This is a genomic window from Aquirufa sp. Wall-65K1 (genome assembly GCF_054558475.1).
In genome coordinates, this window is record NZ_JBPXKD010000003.1 from 290323 (window position 1) to 304729 (window position 14407).

22 protein-coding genes are annotated in these 14407 nt (G+C 39.0%); 19 read left to right on the top strand and 3 right to left on the bottom strand.

Annotated elements, in window-relative coordinates; genetic code table 11:
* The first annotated feature begins 39 nt into the window (after nucleotides 1-39).
* From rpsN to carA, 17 genes are all read left to right on the top strand, one after another.
* Nucleotides 40-309 carry a 30S ribosomal protein S14 gene (rpsN, locus tag ACST15_RS06590; RefSeq protein WP_109324408.1) on the top strand — a complete coding sequence of 90 codons (270 nt, stop codon included), beginning with the start codon at nucleotides 40-42 and terminating at the stop codon, nucleotides 307-309.
* 76 nt (nucleotides 310-385) lie between these two features.
* Complete coding sequence (gene rpsH, locus ACST15_RS06595; RefSeq protein ID WP_109324407.1) at nucleotides 386-781, top strand: 30S ribosomal protein S8; 396 nt, start codon at nucleotides 386-388, stop codon at nucleotides 779-781.
* Between the two features lie 61 nt (nucleotides 782-842).
* The gene (gene rplF, locus ACST15_RS06600; protein ID WP_459453887.1) at nucleotides 843-1400 is read left to right on the top strand and encodes a 50S ribosomal protein L6; all 558 of its coding nucleotides are present in this window, start codon (nucleotides 843-845) and stop codon (nucleotides 1398-1400) included.
* A gap of 45 nt (nucleotides 1401-1445) precedes the next feature.
* Nucleotides 1446-1793, top strand: a complete 348-nt coding sequence (rplR, locus tag ACST15_RS06605; protein ID WP_109324405.1) for a 50S ribosomal protein L18 — start codon at nucleotides 1446-1448, stop codon at nucleotides 1791-1793.
* Nucleotides 1794-1801: 8 nt separating this feature from the next.
* Entirely contained in the window at nucleotides 1802-2320 is a 519-nt protein-coding gene (gene rpsE / locus ACST15_RS06610) for a 30S ribosomal protein S5 (RefSeq protein WP_109324404.1), read from the top strand.
* Nucleotides 2321-2355: 35 nt separating this feature from the next.
* On the top strand, nucleotides 2356-2535 hold the full coding sequence (gene rpmD, locus ACST15_RS06615) for a 50S ribosomal protein L30 (protein WP_205753085.1): 180 nt from the start codon (nucleotides 2356-2358) through the stop codon (nucleotides 2533-2535).
* A 45-nt stretch (nucleotides 2536-2580) separates the two neighbouring features.
* Nucleotides 2581-3027, top strand: a complete 447-nt coding sequence (gene rplO, locus ACST15_RS06620; RefSeq protein WP_109324402.1) for a 50S ribosomal protein L15 — start codon at nucleotides 2581-2583, stop codon at nucleotides 3025-3027.
* Nucleotides 3028-3044: 17 nt separating this feature from the next.
* Complete coding sequence (secY, locus tag ACST15_RS06625) at nucleotides 3045-4364, top strand: preprotein translocase subunit SecY (RefSeq protein ID WP_459453888.1); 1320 nt, start codon at nucleotides 3045-3047, stop codon at nucleotides 4362-4364.
* Entirely contained in the window at nucleotides 4364-5170 is an 807-nt protein-coding gene (gene map, locus ACST15_RS06630; protein WP_459453889.1) for a type I methionyl aminopeptidase, read from the top strand. Before secY ends, map begins: the two co-directional genes overlap by 1 nt.
* Before the next feature lie 9 nt (nucleotides 5171-5179).
* Nucleotides 5180-5398, top strand: a complete 219-nt coding sequence (gene infA, locus ACST15_RS06635) for a translation initiation factor IF-1 (protein ID WP_092013982.1) — start codon at nucleotides 5180-5182, stop codon at nucleotides 5396-5398.
* A gap of 28 nt (nucleotides 5399-5426) precedes the next feature.
* Nucleotides 5427-5543, top strand: a complete 117-nt coding sequence (gene rpmJ / locus ACST15_RS06640) for a 50S ribosomal protein L36 (protein ID WP_109324399.1) — start codon at nucleotides 5427-5429, stop codon at nucleotides 5541-5543.
* Nucleotides 5544-5586: 43 nt separating this feature from the next.
* Nucleotides 5587-5964, top strand: coding sequence for a 30S ribosomal protein S13 (rpsM, locus tag ACST15_RS06645; RefSeq protein ID WP_109324398.1), 378 nt, complete (start codon nucleotides 5587-5589; stop codon nucleotides 5962-5964).
* A 44-nt stretch (nucleotides 5965-6008) separates the two neighbouring features.
* A complete protein-coding gene (rpsK, locus tag ACST15_RS06650) occupies nucleotides 6009-6404 on the top strand; it encodes a 30S ribosomal protein S11 (protein ID WP_109324397.1) in 396 nt (131 codons plus the stop codon).
* A 103-nt stretch (nucleotides 6405-6507) separates the two neighbouring features.
* A complete protein-coding gene (rpsD, locus tag ACST15_RS06655) occupies nucleotides 6508-7113 on the top strand; it encodes a 30S ribosomal protein S4 (protein WP_109324396.1) in 606 nt (201 codons plus the stop codon).
* Nucleotides 7114-7184: 71 nt separating this feature from the next.
* Nucleotides 7185-8174, top strand: a complete 990-nt coding sequence (locus ACST15_RS06660; RefSeq protein WP_129027430.1) for a DNA-directed RNA polymerase subunit alpha — start codon at nucleotides 7185-7187, stop codon at nucleotides 8172-8174.
* 90 nt (nucleotides 8175-8264) lie between these two features.
* Complete coding sequence (gene rplQ / locus ACST15_RS06665; RefSeq protein WP_459453890.1) at nucleotides 8265-8882, top strand: 50S ribosomal protein L17; 618 nt, start codon at nucleotides 8265-8267, stop codon at nucleotides 8880-8882.
* 89 nt (nucleotides 8883-8971) lie between these two features.
* Entirely contained in the window at nucleotides 8972-10072 is a 1101-nt protein-coding gene (gene carA, locus ACST15_RS06670; protein WP_459453891.1) for a glutamine-hydrolyzing carbamoyl-phosphate synthase small subunit, read from the top strand.
* A 56-nt stretch (nucleotides 10073-10128) separates the two neighbouring features.
* Here carA and ACST15_RS06675 read toward each other — a convergent pair whose 3' ends face one another.
* The 3 genes from ACST15_RS06675 to ACST15_RS06685 form a co-directional block, all read right to left on the bottom strand.
* A complete protein-coding gene (locus ACST15_RS06675; protein ID WP_459453892.1) occupies nucleotides 10129-11550 on the bottom strand; it encodes a TonB-dependent receptor in 1422 nt (473 codons plus the stop codon).
* A 92-nt stretch (nucleotides 11551-11642) separates the two neighbouring features.
* Nucleotides 11643-12503 carry an N-acetylglucosamine kinase gene (locus ACST15_RS06680; protein ID WP_459453893.1) on the bottom strand — a complete coding sequence of 287 codons (861 nt, stop codon included), beginning with the start codon at nucleotides 12501-12503 and terminating at the stop codon, nucleotides 11643-11645.
* A gap of 4 nt (nucleotides 12504-12507) precedes the next feature.
* The gene (locus ACST15_RS06685) at nucleotides 12508-12747 is read right to left on the bottom strand and encodes a cytochrome b5 domain-containing protein (RefSeq protein ID WP_459453894.1); all 240 of its coding nucleotides are present in this window, start codon (nucleotides 12745-12747) and stop codon (nucleotides 12508-12510) included.
* 98 nt (nucleotides 12748-12845) lie between these two features.
* Here ACST15_RS06685 and ACST15_RS06690 point away from each other — a divergent pair, with 98 nt between their 5' ends.
* Together ACST15_RS06690 and thiL are read left to right on the top strand one after the other, a co-directional pair.
* The gene (locus ACST15_RS06690) at nucleotides 12846-13334 is read left to right on the top strand and encodes a hypothetical protein (RefSeq protein ID WP_459453895.1); all 489 of its coding nucleotides are present in this window, start codon (nucleotides 12846-12848) and stop codon (nucleotides 13332-13334) included.
* A 47-nt stretch (nucleotides 13335-13381) separates the two neighbouring features.
* Complete coding sequence (thiL, locus tag ACST15_RS06695) at nucleotides 13382-14407, top strand: thiamine-phosphate kinase (protein ID WP_459453896.1); 1026 nt, start codon at nucleotides 13382-13384, stop codon at nucleotides 14405-14407.

Consider the following 14407-nt stretch of genomic DNA (forward strand, 5'->3'; position numbering starts at 1 on the left):
TTAGCCACCGGCTACTAACACATTTAAAATTTTTACATCATGGCTAAAGAGTCAGTAAAAGCTAGAGAAAGAAAACGCGAAGCAGCAGTTGCTAAATATGCAGTGAAAAGAGCGGCATTGAAAGCAGCTGGTGATTACCTAGGATTGGATAAGTTACCTAAAAATGCTTCTCCAGTACGTCTTCATAACCGTTGTAAGTTGACTGGTCGTCCTCGTGGTTATATGCGTAAATTCGGCATTAGCCGTGTTACTTTCCGTGAAATGGCATCCAATGGATTGATTCCAGGAGTGACCAAATCAAGCTGGTAATATAAAATTTGATTAATTAAATTCATTTTTGTAATTTTGCAGGCCTTTTTAATGGCTTGCGGCAAATTTAAAAACAATGACAGATCCTATAGCAGACTATTTAACCCGATTGAGAAATGCCTTGAAGGCACGCCATAGGGTAGTTGAAATTCCTGCTTCCAACATTAAAAAGGAAATCACGAAGGTGCTTTTTGACAAGGGGTATATTTCAAATTATAAATTTGATGATACTACAGTTCAAGGAACCATCAAGATTGCTTTGAAATACAATGCAGTTACTAAGCAACCTGCGATCATTAATTTGACTCGTATTTCTAAGCCAGGTTTACGTAAGTACAACGGAGCTGAAGAGTTACCACGCGTATTAAACGGATTGGGTATCGCTATCTTGTCTACTTCGAAAGGAGTAATTACAGATAAAGAAGCGCGTACGCTACACGTAGGTGGTGAGGTACTTTGCTACGTATATTAATAATTAATTGTTTAACGCTGAAAGGAGCTAAGCTCGAAATCTAAGCAAAAACTACATTTTCATGTCAAGAATAGGAAATAAAATTATCAACCTACCTGCAGGTGTAACAGTAGATGTTAACGCTGGTAATTTGGTAACAGTTAAAGGCCCTAAAGGAACTTTATCTCAACAAGTAGACCAAGATATTATTATTGAAATCGAAGGAAACGTGTTGACCGTGAAGCGTCCAACAGAGCAGAAGCGTCACAAAGCTATGCACGGTTTATACCGTTCATTGATCAACAATATGGTTGTTGGTGTCAGTGAAGGTTTCGTTAAAAATTTAGAAATCATTGGTGTGGGTTACAAAGCAGCAAACCAAGGTAATATCTTGGAATTAAGCCTTGGTTACTCTCACGCTATTTTCATGGCGATTCCAGCGGAAATCAAAGTTACGACTGCGATGGAAAAAGGAAAGAACCCAATGGTTAATTTAGAAGGTATCGACAAGCAATTGATCGGTCAAGTGGCAGCTAAAATCAAATCACTTCGTCCAGTGGAGCCTTACAAAGGTAAAGGTGTTCGTTTTGTGGGTGAGCAGGTTCGTCGCAAGGCAGGTAAAGCAGGTGGTAAGAAATAAATAGAAAGCGTGGGCCGGAAATCCACACAAACAAGTTAAAGCAATATGGCAACAACAAAAGATTTACGTAGACTTCGCATTAAACGTGCGATACGTGCGAAAATAAAAGGAACAGCAGAACGTCCTCGTTTAACTGTTTTCCGTTCCAACACAGCGATGTACGCGCAGTTGGTGGATGATTTGAGTGGTAAGACGATTATGTCTGCTACCTCTTACAAAAAAGGAAAAGTGAATAACAATGTCGAAGCTGCCAAATTAGTTGGAACAGCTATCGCCGATAAAGCTAAGGCTGCTGGAATCACGAAAGTGGTTTTTGATCGTAACGGTTATTTGTATCACGGAAGAATTAAATCATTAGCTGAAGGCGCTCGCGAGGGTGGCTTACAATTTTAATAAAAGATATGTCGCATTTACAAGCAAAACCAATTAAGGTTAATGAGGGTGAGTTGAAGGAGAAAGTAGTAGCCATCAACCGTGTTGCCAAAGTGGTAAAAGGAGGTCGTCGTTTCAGTTTTTCTGCTATCGTTGTAGTAGGTGATGGTCACGGAATCGTAGGATTCGGTTTAGGAAAAGCTAATGAAGTAACAGATGCTATCACAAAAGGTATCGAAGACGCTAAGAAAAATTTATTCCAAATTCCTTTATTGAAGAACACAGTTCCTCATGAGCAATTAGGTAAATTCTCTGGTGGTTTCGTATTAGTGAAGCCTGCCGCTCCAGGTACAGGATTGATCGCCGGTGGTGCGATGCGTGCTGTGTTAGAATCAGCAGGTGTTCACGACGTATTAGCGAAGTCTAAAGGTTCTTCAAATCCTCACAACGTAGTTAAAGCAACTATTGATGCTTTAGTGAAAATGAGAGCTCCGCATACCGTGGCTTTCCAAAGAGGAATTTCTGTAGCTAAAGTATTTAATGGATAATCGAGTGCCTTAGTGCCTCTAAAATAGAACATACGATGTCTAAAGTTAAAATTACCCAAGTAAAAAGTGCTATCAAGCGTCCTGAAGTTCAGAAACGTACGATTCAAGCGCTAGGATTAGGTAAGATCCGTAAAAGTGTTGAAGTAGAATTAAATCCAGCTATCGCAGGAATGATTCGTGCAGTCAATCACTTAATTGTAGTAGAGAATATATAATTTAATTGCGAGTTGCCCTTAAGGGTAGCGTTAAGCCCAATACACATGAAATTATCTTCATTAAAGCCAGCAGAAGGCTCGGTAAAAACAAGAAAAAGAGTAGGTCGTGGTCAAGGTTCAGGTCTTGGTGGAACTTCCGCTCGTGGTCACAAAGGAGCTCAGTCTCGTTCAGGTTATTCACGTAAGCGTGGATTTGAAGGAGGTCAGATGCCTATCCAACGTCGTGTACCTAAGTTTGGTTTCAAAAACATCAATCGTGTAGAATACAAAGCAATCAATTTAGATACCTTACAAGCTTTAGCTGATGCGACTGGTTTGAAGCAAATCAATTTTGAGACACTTTACAGCCACGGATTAGTATCTAAGTCTGACTTAGTGAAAATCTTAAGTCGTGGAAGTGTTACTTCTGCTTTAGAAGTTACAGTTAAAGGTTTCTCTGGTGCTGCTAAAGCTGCTATCGAAGCAGCAGGTGGTCAAGCTATTGTTGGTTAATCCTCTATTCTAAACGAATGAACAAGCTAATAACAACGTTTAAGCATATCTTCGCGATTGAGGAATTAAGAGGTCGTATTTTTAATACGTTACTTTTTATCGCCTTTTTCCGTCTGGGTTCTTATATCGTTCTACCAGGTGTAGATGCGACTAAATTAACACAAGCCGGTGATGGTGGTCTCTTTGGTTTGTTGAATATGTTTTCAGGTGGTGCCCTAAGTAATGCCTCGGTATTCGCTTTAGGTATCATGCCTTACATTTCAGCATCTATCGCCATTCAGTTGTTGACCATTGCTCTTCCTTACTTCCAAAAGATGCAAAAGGATGGAGAATCTGGTCGTAAAAAACTAAATCAAATCACGCGTATCTTAACCATTTTTGTTACAGCAGCGCAAGGTTTCACCTATTTACAAGTCACCATTCCTGCGGAAGCCATCTTGGTTGATCCTTGGTTTTTCCGTCTTTATGGTGTAGCTATCTTGATTGGTGGAACAATGTTGTGTATGTGGTTAGGGGAGAAAATTACGGATAAAGGTATTGGTAATGGAATTTCCATGTTGATTATGATTGGTATCGTTTCCCGTTTTCCTGCCTCTTTATTACAAGAAGCTGGTTCACGTGGTATGGCGGGTGCCTTATTGTTTATATTGGAAGTCATTGCTTTATTCTTTGTTGTGATGGGAGCTGTAATGGTAACCCAAGCGGTTCGTCGTATTCCTGTTCAATACGCTAAGCAAGTGGTTGGAAGTAAGATGTCAGTAGGAGGTGAGCGTCAATATATTCCTTTAAAGCTAAATGCTTCAGGAGTTATGCCCATCATTTTTGCTCAGGCTTTGATGTTTATTCCAGGCTTAGTTGCTCAATCTTTTGCAGAGAAAAGTGAATTTGCTCAGTCGGTTGCTCAAGCATTTGGTGATTTCACCACTTGGCAGTACAATGCTTTGTTTGCTTTTTTAATCGTGATATTTACTTTTTTCTACACCGCGATTTCCATCAACCCGACACAAATCTCGGATGATATGAAACGTGGAGGAGGTTTTGTGCCTGGTGTTAAGCCAGGAGAGGAAACTTCTAATTTTATTGCTAGTATATTAGATCGCATTACCTTGCCAGGAGCATTGATGTTGTCTATCATTGCTATTTTGCCAGCCATTGCTAATTTATTTGGGGTCACTAGAGGTTTTGCTTCTTTCTTTGGAGGAACATCCTTATTGATTTTGGTGGGTGTAGTTTTAGATACATTGCAACAAATTGAAAGTTATTTGTTGATGCGTAAATATGAAGGTTTGATGCAATCAGGACGTGTAAAAGGGCGTTCCGAAATGATTAGCAGATAATGATTTATTTAAAGACACCCCAAGAGTTAGCCATCATTCAAGCGAATGGTGCAATTTTAGGAAAGTGTCATGCAGAAGTTGCCAAAGCCATTAAACCGGGTGTAACAACTTTAGCTTTAGATAAAATCGCCTATGAATTTATCAAGGATAATGAGGCTCATCCTTCCTTTTTAAATTATCAAGTAGGAGATAAAAAGTATGCTTATTCACTTTGTATCTCAGTAAATGACGTGGTAGTTCATGGATTACCCGGAAGTTTAGCACTGAAAGAGGGAGATATTATCTCCATTGATGCAGGAGTTTACAAGCATGGTTTCCACGCTGATAGTGCTTATACCTATGCGATAGGTGAAGTTGGGGAGGACGTGGCAAATTTATTAACAAGGACAAAAGCGTCTTTGTACCAAGGAATGAATCAGGCAGTAGCTGGAAAACGTATCGGTGATATTGGTTCCGCTGTTCAGACTTATTCGGAAGGTTTTGGGTATGGCGTGGTTAGAGAACTTGTAGGGCATGGTGTAGGAAAAAACTTACATGAAAGTCCTGAAGTTCCCAATTATGGCCGTCGTGGTGATGGACCTAAATTGAAAGAGGGAATGGTGATAGCCATTGAGCCGATGATTAATTTAGGAAAGCGACAGATTACCGTAGATAAGGATGGTTGGACCATTCGCACGGTTGATCGTAAAGCATCTGCCCATTTTGAGCATACCGTAGCGGTAGGGAAAAACGAGGCTGTAGCCTTGACTACCTTTAGCTACATTGAAGAAGTATTAAAAACATCAACAGTTTTGTTGAATATTTAACATAAAATTATGGCCAAACAATCCTCGATCGAAGTAGACGGCATCATTTTGGAAGCCCTTTCGAACGCGATGTTTCGGGTGGAATTAGAGAATACGCATCAAGTGATTGCGCATATCTCAGGTAAAATGCGAATGAATTACATCAAGATTCTACCTGGAGATAAAGTGAAGTTAGAAATGTCTCCTTATGATTTGAGTAAGGCAAGAATAGTTTATCGTTATAAATAATAAGGTTTGACCCATAAATTAAACAAATATGAAAGTTAAAGCATCGATCAAAAAGCGTAGTGCAGAATGCAAAGTCATTCGTCGTCACGGAAAGCTTTATGTCATCAACAAGAAGAATCCTAAGTTCAAGCAACGTCAAGGATAATTCGAAAGTATTAAATGATTAATAACAACAATTAATTACCTATATGGCTCGTATTGCAGGGGTTGATATTCCCGACAAAAAAAGAGGAGAAATTGCGTTGACTTATATCTTCGGTATTGGTCGTAGCACTGCTCAAAAGATTTTGACGAAAGCAGAAATTTCGTTTGATAAGAAAGCTGGTGAGTGGAATGATACGGAGGCTAGCGCCATCCGTGCTATTATTGCTGCCGAATTCAAAACGGAGGGACAGCTTAAGTCTGAGGTTCAATTGAACATCAAGCGTTTGATGGACATTGGATGCTACCGTGGTTTGCGTCACCGTAAAGGACTTCCTGTACGTGGCCAAAGAACTAAGAACAATTCTCGTACGAGAAAAGGTCGTAGAAAGACAGTTGCTAACAAGAAAAAAGTAACTAAATAATAACAGGGGCTAATCCCCTACACAATTTTTATTGATTTTATCCAATGGCACAAGCAAAAAGAAAAGATAAAGCGAAGAAAAGAGTGGTGGTAGTTGAGTCGGTAGGCCAGGTACACATCAAAGCTTCCTTTAACAACATCATTATTTCAATTACCAATTCAGCAGGACAGGTAATTTCTTGGGCATCTGCAGGAAAGATGGGTTTCCGTGGATCTAAGAAAAACACTCCTTATGCAGCCCAGATGGCAGCGTCTAACTGTGCAGCAGTAGCTGTTGAGGCGGGAATGAAAAAAGCAGAGGTTTTTGTAAAAGGACCGGGAGCAGGACGTGAGTCAGCTATCCGTACTATCCAAAACTCAGGTATCGAAGTTTCCTTAATTAAGGATATTACTCCAATGCCTCACAATGGATGTCGTCCTCCAAAACGTCGTCGCGTTTAATATTATTCGTGTTGGGTAATTAGTAATTATTTTCTCCAACATCATTTATTCACTTAATTAATTACTTCATTGCCCATAAGAGGGGCATTGACTTTTAAAAAAAATGGCAAGATACACTGGTCCAAAATCCAAAATTGCACGTCGTTTCGGCGAGGCAATCTTAGGTCCGAGTAAAGCATTAGCTCGTAAAAATTATGCTCCTGGTATGCATGGTAAAGGGAAACGTTCAAAAGTTTCTGAATATGCCATCCAATTAAAGGAAAAACAAAAGGTAAAATATACCTATGGTATTTTAGAACGTCAGTTCGAGAATTTGTTTCACAAAGCCGCTGTTAAAGAAGGTATTACAGGTGAGAACTTGTTAAAGATGTGTGAAGCAAGATTGGACAACACAGTATATCGTTTAGGAATTGCTCCTACGCGTCGTGCTGCTCGTCAATTGGTTATCCACAAACATATCATTGTGGATGGTGATGTAGTAAATGTGCCCTCTTACTCATTACGCCCAGGCCAATTGGTAGGTGTACGTGAAAAATCTAAATCTCTTGAGGTTGTTTCTGATTCGCTTGCGAGCCGTTCACCAAAGCGTTTCAACTGGTTAGAGTGGGATGGAGTGGAATTAGTAGGTAAATTTACCGCTTATCCTGAAAGAGATCAGATCCCTGAAAACTTTAACGAGCAAGCTATCGTCGAATTGTATTCGAAGTAATAAGCTGCTTAATAATACAATTTAATAGAGTATCAATAACGTTTTTTCAAGATCATTTTAAGCTACGAAATATGTCAATATTAGCATTCCAAATGCCCGAGAAAGTTGTGATGGAGAAAGCCGATGACTTCCACGGGACATTTGAGTTCAAGCCACTCGAAAAAGGCTACGGTGTTACCATTGGTAACGCACTTCGTAGAATTTTACTTTCCTCTTTGGAAGGTTATGCGATTACAAGCGTTAAGATTTCTGGTGTTTTACACGAGTTTTCAGCAATTGAAGGAGTTCATGAAGATGTTTCTGAAATCATCCTTAACTTGAAGAAGATCCGTCTTAAAAAGGCGCAAGAGATTTTGGAGAATAAAGTTAGTATCAAAGTTAAAGGCCAAACAGCCTTTACTGCTGGTGATATTGCTAAATTCACGCCTTACTTTACCGTTTTAAATCCTGATTTAGTGATTTGCAACTTAGATTCTTCTAAAGAATTAGAAGTTGAGTTAATCATCGAAAAAGGTCGTGGTTATGTACCAGCTGATGAGCCTCGTGCTAATGAATTAGCTTTTGGTCACATTGCCATTGATGCCATCTACACACCTATCAAAAATGTTAAATTTAGCATTGAGAATACCCGTGTAGAGCAAAAAACTGACTACGAAAAATTAGTGTTAGATATCGAAACGGATGGTTCTATCCACCCAGAAGATGCATTGAAAGGTGCGGCTTACATTTTGATTCAACACTTCATGTTATTCTCTGACCAAACTATGACCTTCGAAACGCCAAAAGCTGAAGAAGACAATGTAGTAGATGAGGAGATGTTACACATGCGCAAACTATTGAAGACTTCTTTAGCCGATCTAGATTTATCGGTACGTGCCTACAACTGCCTTAAATCAGCTGACGTTCGTACTTTAGGTGAATTAGTGAAATTAGAGATTTCTGATATGATGAAGTTCCGTAACTTTGGTAAGAAGTCATTAACTGAGCTAGAGCAACTAGTTGAAGAAAAAGGCTTAACCTTCGGAATGGATGTTGCGAAATATCGTTTAGACGAAGATTAATTATTCAATTTTTAAATAAGTAATAGGTGGTGGTAATGAAAAACCCACTAACCGCAGTCCGAAAGGGCTTTTAACTTACGAATTAACACAATGAGACACGGAAAAAAATTCAATCACTTAGGAAGAACAGCTTCCCACAGAGCGGCCTTATTATCCAATATGGCATCCTCTTTAATTCTACACAAGCGTATCGAAACAACAGTTGCGAAAGCAAAAGAATTGCGTAAATATGTAGAGCCTTTAATTACTAAGTCTAAGACAGATAGCACGAACAATCGTCGTGTTGTTTTCTCTTACCTTCAAAATAAAGATTCTGTTAAAGAATTATTTGGAATCGTTTCTGAAAAAGTAGCTAACCGTCCAGGTGGTTATACACGTATTATCAAATTAGGAAATCGTCTTGGTGACAACGCTGAGGTTTGTTTCATCGAATTGGTTGATTTCAACGAAACTATGTTAGCTGCTTCTGCTGAAAAAGCTGGTAAAACTCGTAGAAGTCGTCGTTCTGGTGCAAAGAAAGAAGGCGTTGAGGCTGCTGCTCCTGTAGCAGAAGCACCATCGGCTGAAGTTGTTGAGGAAGTAGCTGCCGCTGAAGAAGTAGCAGAAGCTCCAGCAGCTGAGGTTGTTGAAGAAGTAGCTGCCGCTGAAGAGCCTGCTGCAGAAGAATCAACAGATGAGCCTAAAGAAGAAAAAGGAGAAGATGCATAATTTTTTTCTCTTTTAATTTTGAAGGGCTTTAACTTTAATTAGTTGAAGCCCTTTTTTTAGATAAAATATTATTCAAACATAGATACATTATGAAAATTACAGAATCGACTCCGGCGGTTTTATTGTTGCAAGATGGTACACTCTTTCATGGGAAGGCATTAGGCAAGATAGGTACGCATGGAGGGGAGATTTGTTTTAATACAGGAATGACGGGTTATCAGGAGATTTATACTGACCCTTCCTATGCTGGACAAGTAATTATTAATACCACTGCCCATATCGGTAATTATGGTGTCATGGATGCTCAAGAGGCGGAATCCAATCGAGTACAAATTGCTGGAATGGTATGCAATGAGTTTTCAAGTGTCAACTCTCGTTTTACGGCCACAGGTTCTCTTCAAGATTATTTAGAAAATGCAGGTATCGTAGGAATATCAGGAATAGATACCCGTGCTTTGGTTCGTCATATTCGTACTAAAGGCGTAATGAATTGCTTAATTTCCTCTGAAATTTTTGATATCGATTCATTGCAAAAAGAATTAGCTAAAGTTCCTGATATGGAAGGACTTGAACTATCCTCCCAAGTTTGTACCCAAGAGACCTACTTTCTAGGGGAGGAAAATGCGGAATTTAAAGTGGCAGTACTTGATTTAGGAGTGAAGAAAAGTATTCTTACTAACCTAAGCGACCGTGGCTGTTATTTAAAAGTATTTCCTGCCAAAACATCCTTCGAGGAGATTGCAGCTTGGCAACCTGATGGCTATTTTGTATCCAATGGCCCAGGTGACCCAGCCGTAATGCCTTATGCCGTAGAAACCGTAAGCCAATTTTTAGCTAGTGACAAGCCAGTATTTGGAATTTGTTTAGGCCATCAAATTTTAGCTCAAGTTTGCGGTTTGTCGACCTATAAAATGCATAATGGTCATCGTGGTTTAAACCATCCCGTGAAAAACTTGGAGACGGGTCTATCTGAAATCACCTCGCAAAACCATGGTTTTGCCGTTCGTATGGAGGAATTGAGTACAAGTTCTCAAGCAACTTTAACTCATATCAATCTAAATGATCAAACCGTTGAGGGTTTACGTGTAAATGGTAAAAAAGCCTTCTCTGTGCAACATCACCCAGAAGCTAGTCCTGGCCCACACGATTCTCGCTATTTGTTTGACCAGTTTATTGGTTTGATGAAATAATAATAAAAAAAGGCAACAGTGATGTTGCCTTTTTTATTGAACTTATTTAACATCATTTATACCAAGGTCTTCTCAGGAAAGCCAAACAATGCTTTTTCTTTAATCAGCTTAACCACGGAACTAGGTACCAAATTCTCCCATTCTCCTGAACCTTGTTGAATTAAATCTAATACGCGATCGGTACGGATTTTCATCAAGTTTTCATCATAGGAATGTATATCCGCTAATTTTTCATTATCCAATAAATATTGGAATAAACCTGTCAAATGAGCTTCCGGTTGAAAAGATTTCAAATTGATCAATTGCCCGTTTTCATCCAAAGTTGGGTATAAATAAAGCTTTATTTTTAAACCAAATAGACTAGCGAAAGCAGTTAAAATACCACCCGGATATTGCGTATAATGCTTTTCTTCGAAGATGTATTCCAAATTTGGCATACCCATGATCAAGGCCATTTTTAGTCGACTAAATTTACTTAGATAGGCCACTAACTTGAAGTATTCATGGAAGTTCGAGATCAATACGGTTTGTCCTAAAGAACATAAAATATCAACACGATCTAAAAAGTCTTTTTCATTAATATGGTTTCCTTCATTTTCTAGGTTACGAAGGGTCAATTCAGATACTACACAAATTTTATCATCATCGATGTCAGCCTCATTCTCAAACTGTTTAATTCCCTTTTTGACCATATCTGAAAAGATATTTGTTACGGGTCTAAAACGTCCACGGATGGCAACAATATGTTTCTTAGAAAGAGCATCATAAGGTTGCATTACTTTTCCATCTGGACCAAATAAAGCTGCTTGCGTAAAGCCATGCTTAACCAAGTATAATGACATCAATCGGTTATCTACGTCCTTAAAATCAGGGCCTTCAAAACGAATCATATCAATTTCTATGCGGTCAGGAGACAAGTCGTCCAATAAGGAAACAAGTATTTTTTCTGGGTCTGCATGATAGTGATAACAACCATAAATTAAATTCACTCCAATAATCCCCAAAGCTTGCTGCTGCAGGATATTGTCATTATCTAACATGTTGATGTGAATGACCACATCATTCACTGGGCCGTTAGGACTTAATTGAAAACGTAATCCCACCCAACCGTGAGCATCATTATCTTTTTGATAATTTAAAGCTGAAACCGTATCGGCAAAAGAGAAAAATCGTTTCTCGTCAGCGGATTCGGTTAATCGTACTTTCAATAACTTGAACTCTCGATTCAGCATTTTCATTAACCGAGGCTCACAAACATATTTGCCTGATTCTTCTTCCCCATAGATGGCATCCGAAAAAGCCATATCGTAGGCTGAAATGGTTTTGGCTATTGTACCTGAGGCTCCACCTGCTTTGAAAAAATTGGCAGCAACATCCTGTCCTGCTCCAATTTCTGCAAATGAACCATATATACTGCGATCTAGATTGATCTGAAGGGCCTTTTGTTTGGTCCCTATGGATTTTAATTTGGCAGTCATATACGAATAGTTTATTGATTACAAAGGCTTCTACTTAGCAAAGTTATATAATTATCAGGCTATTTGCATGATTTTCTTGAAAACATCCTAACTTATGCTGGCCATCTTTTGGATTTATGATATAGCGTTAAACCCGCCATAGGAGCCTCACTGATGTTTCCAAGGTGATAACGATTTTTTCTTATGACTTGTTTCAAAATGTCGGAATAATAAAAGGCTACAGACCCCGTGAAATGGATTTTTTGTGTGGCCACTTCAGCATATTTGCTAACATATAAGCGAATAAATTCTTGAAAGGCATGTTCAATCAATTGATAACAAAAAGGATGCTTTCTGTGATCAAATAAGAATTTAGAAAAGCCTGCAAACCATCTATTAGGAAATTCCCCTTGATAAGCTTTGGATAGTATTTCTAAACGATTCAATTCACCATAGCGCTTTATAAAAAGTTCACGAAGGTCTAGGGGCATTTCATGGTGTAAATAGGCCAATAGAAGTGTTTTGCCTAAATAACCCCCACTGCCTTCATCTCCCAACCAAAAACCTAATGGAGGGACTTGCTCTGTAATCATTTCACCATTGAAAAAACCAGAATTTGAACCAGTTCCTAAAATACAAGCAATTCCCGAATCATCTCCACATAGAGATCTAGCTGCAGCGATTAAATCGTTTTCCACTTGAATTACTTTCGCACTAGGAAGGTAAGAGCTCAGCAAATTTCGAATGATTTCTTTTTTGGTTTCATCTGTTATTCCAGTTCCATAATAATAAACCTCCTCTATGCTAAGTTGACTGATTTGAGCTAGAACGTCTTTTTGAGATGCTTCAATATTCTCGGGGGATTGATAATAGGGATTAATTCCTAAGGAATAAAAACGTTGATAAGCCTCGTTAGGGGAAGAAATATACCTCCATTCTGTTTTGCTTGAGCCGCTTTCAATAAGTAGAATCATGGTATTAGATTAATAGGCCAATCGCTTGATATTTTTCAAATACTTGGGCGGTATGAGGGGCATCTTTTAATTCATCACTTAAGTCTTGTCCTGCCCAATGTTCGTAATGTTTACCATTTTTCCAAAGACGGGAATGGCTCATGTCGTATATTTTACCTAAATATGCCACCCAGACTTCAGGACGATCTTGACCGTTCCTTAAAGCCAATTGTGCCTTGGTGTAGTGTGGAAGTATGGAGTCCAAAGTGTTAATAATTAGCACGAAACTAAATAAAAAGCATGAAAAGCCGTTTTATCAGCAAAGATTTTTAATTTTACTTGATATTTAATGTTACAGGATTTATGAAAAATACATTTCGGGTATTCATTTCCGTCTTATGCTTGGCATTTTTAGCAGCTTGTAGTAAAAGTAGTGATCCTGCACCCACACCAACCCCTCCCGCCCCTTCCGTTTCTGACCTAATCAAAAAAGTTTGGTCGGCTTCCAATATTCAATGGGATGGGAATGTACAATACGATAAAACCGCCACATCCAATTTAGTAGCAGGATATGCTCAATTTAAATTGGACTTATCTAGTGCACCTGCTGTTTCTCTTACAGAATATGATGGAAATAAATTCTCAGGTACCTACAGCTTGTCATCTGATAACAAGACGCTGACCTTATCAAGCCTTAAAACGAGTGATGGAACAGAGCCTACCGGCACGGGTGGAACCTTGACATTTACTATTTCAGGCGTGCCAACAGCTAGTACCTTAGTGATGGAGTCTACCACGGCTTATGTCAAAGCAAGTAATAAAAAGATTAGGTTAAGTTTAGTTAATCCCTAATCGCAAATTAATCATGAGGCCGCCTCATTGGGCGGCTTTTCTAGTTTATGGAGAAAAGAACAGAAATAGGAACTTTAGGAGAATTTGGTCTCATTCAACGATTAGCCTCAGGGTTTAAATCGCTTCAACCATGGACAAGCATAGGGATCGGGGATGATGCAGCGAGCTTAGATGCCAATGGCTTTAAGGTCGTTTCTACGACTGAACTATTAATTGAAGGAGTCCATTTTGATTTATCTTACACTCCACTTAAACATTTAGGTTTTAAAGTAGCCAGCATTGCCCTTTCTGATATAGCAGCTATGAACGGGATTCCTGCCCAGCTTTCTGTTGGAATTGGTCTCAGCAATCGCTTTTCCGTGGAGGCGGTAGAAGAACTGTACGAAGGCTTAAAGCTAGCATGCGAAGAATATAAAATTGATTTGGTAGGAGGTGATACCACATCCTCACCACAAGGCTTAATCATTTCAGTAAGTGCCTTAGGCTTAGTAGCAGAAGATCAAATCGTAAAGCGAAGTGGGGCTAAACCCAACGATGTTATTTGTGTGACCGGGGATTTAGGGGGAGCCTTGATGGGCCTACAATCATTAGAGCGAGAGAAGCAAGTATATTTGGCCAATCCTGATATGCAACCTGAGCTGAATGAAAAGAATTATGTGGTTATGCGCCAACTTAAGCCCATGGCACGTTTTGATATAATCCATGATTTGAAAGAATTGGGGGTTGTACCCACTTCCATGATTGATTGTTCGGATGGTTTGGCTTCAGAAATCATTCACCTATGTAATGCTTCAGGAACTGGAGCAAGGATATTTGAGAAAAATATACCAATTGATGATGAGACTTATTTAGTGGCAACCGAATTTAGTTTAAGTCCTTTAACCGCCGCATTAAATGGTGGGGAAGACTATGAATTAGTGTTTACAATCTCCCAATCAGATTTTGATAAAGTAAGTAAAATTACTGACGTAACGGCCATAGGATATATGACTGATATTCCTGGTGAGCGAGTTTTAGTTATGAAATCGGAACAAGTAGTAGCGCTGACAGCTCCTGGATTTGGCCCTCAATAA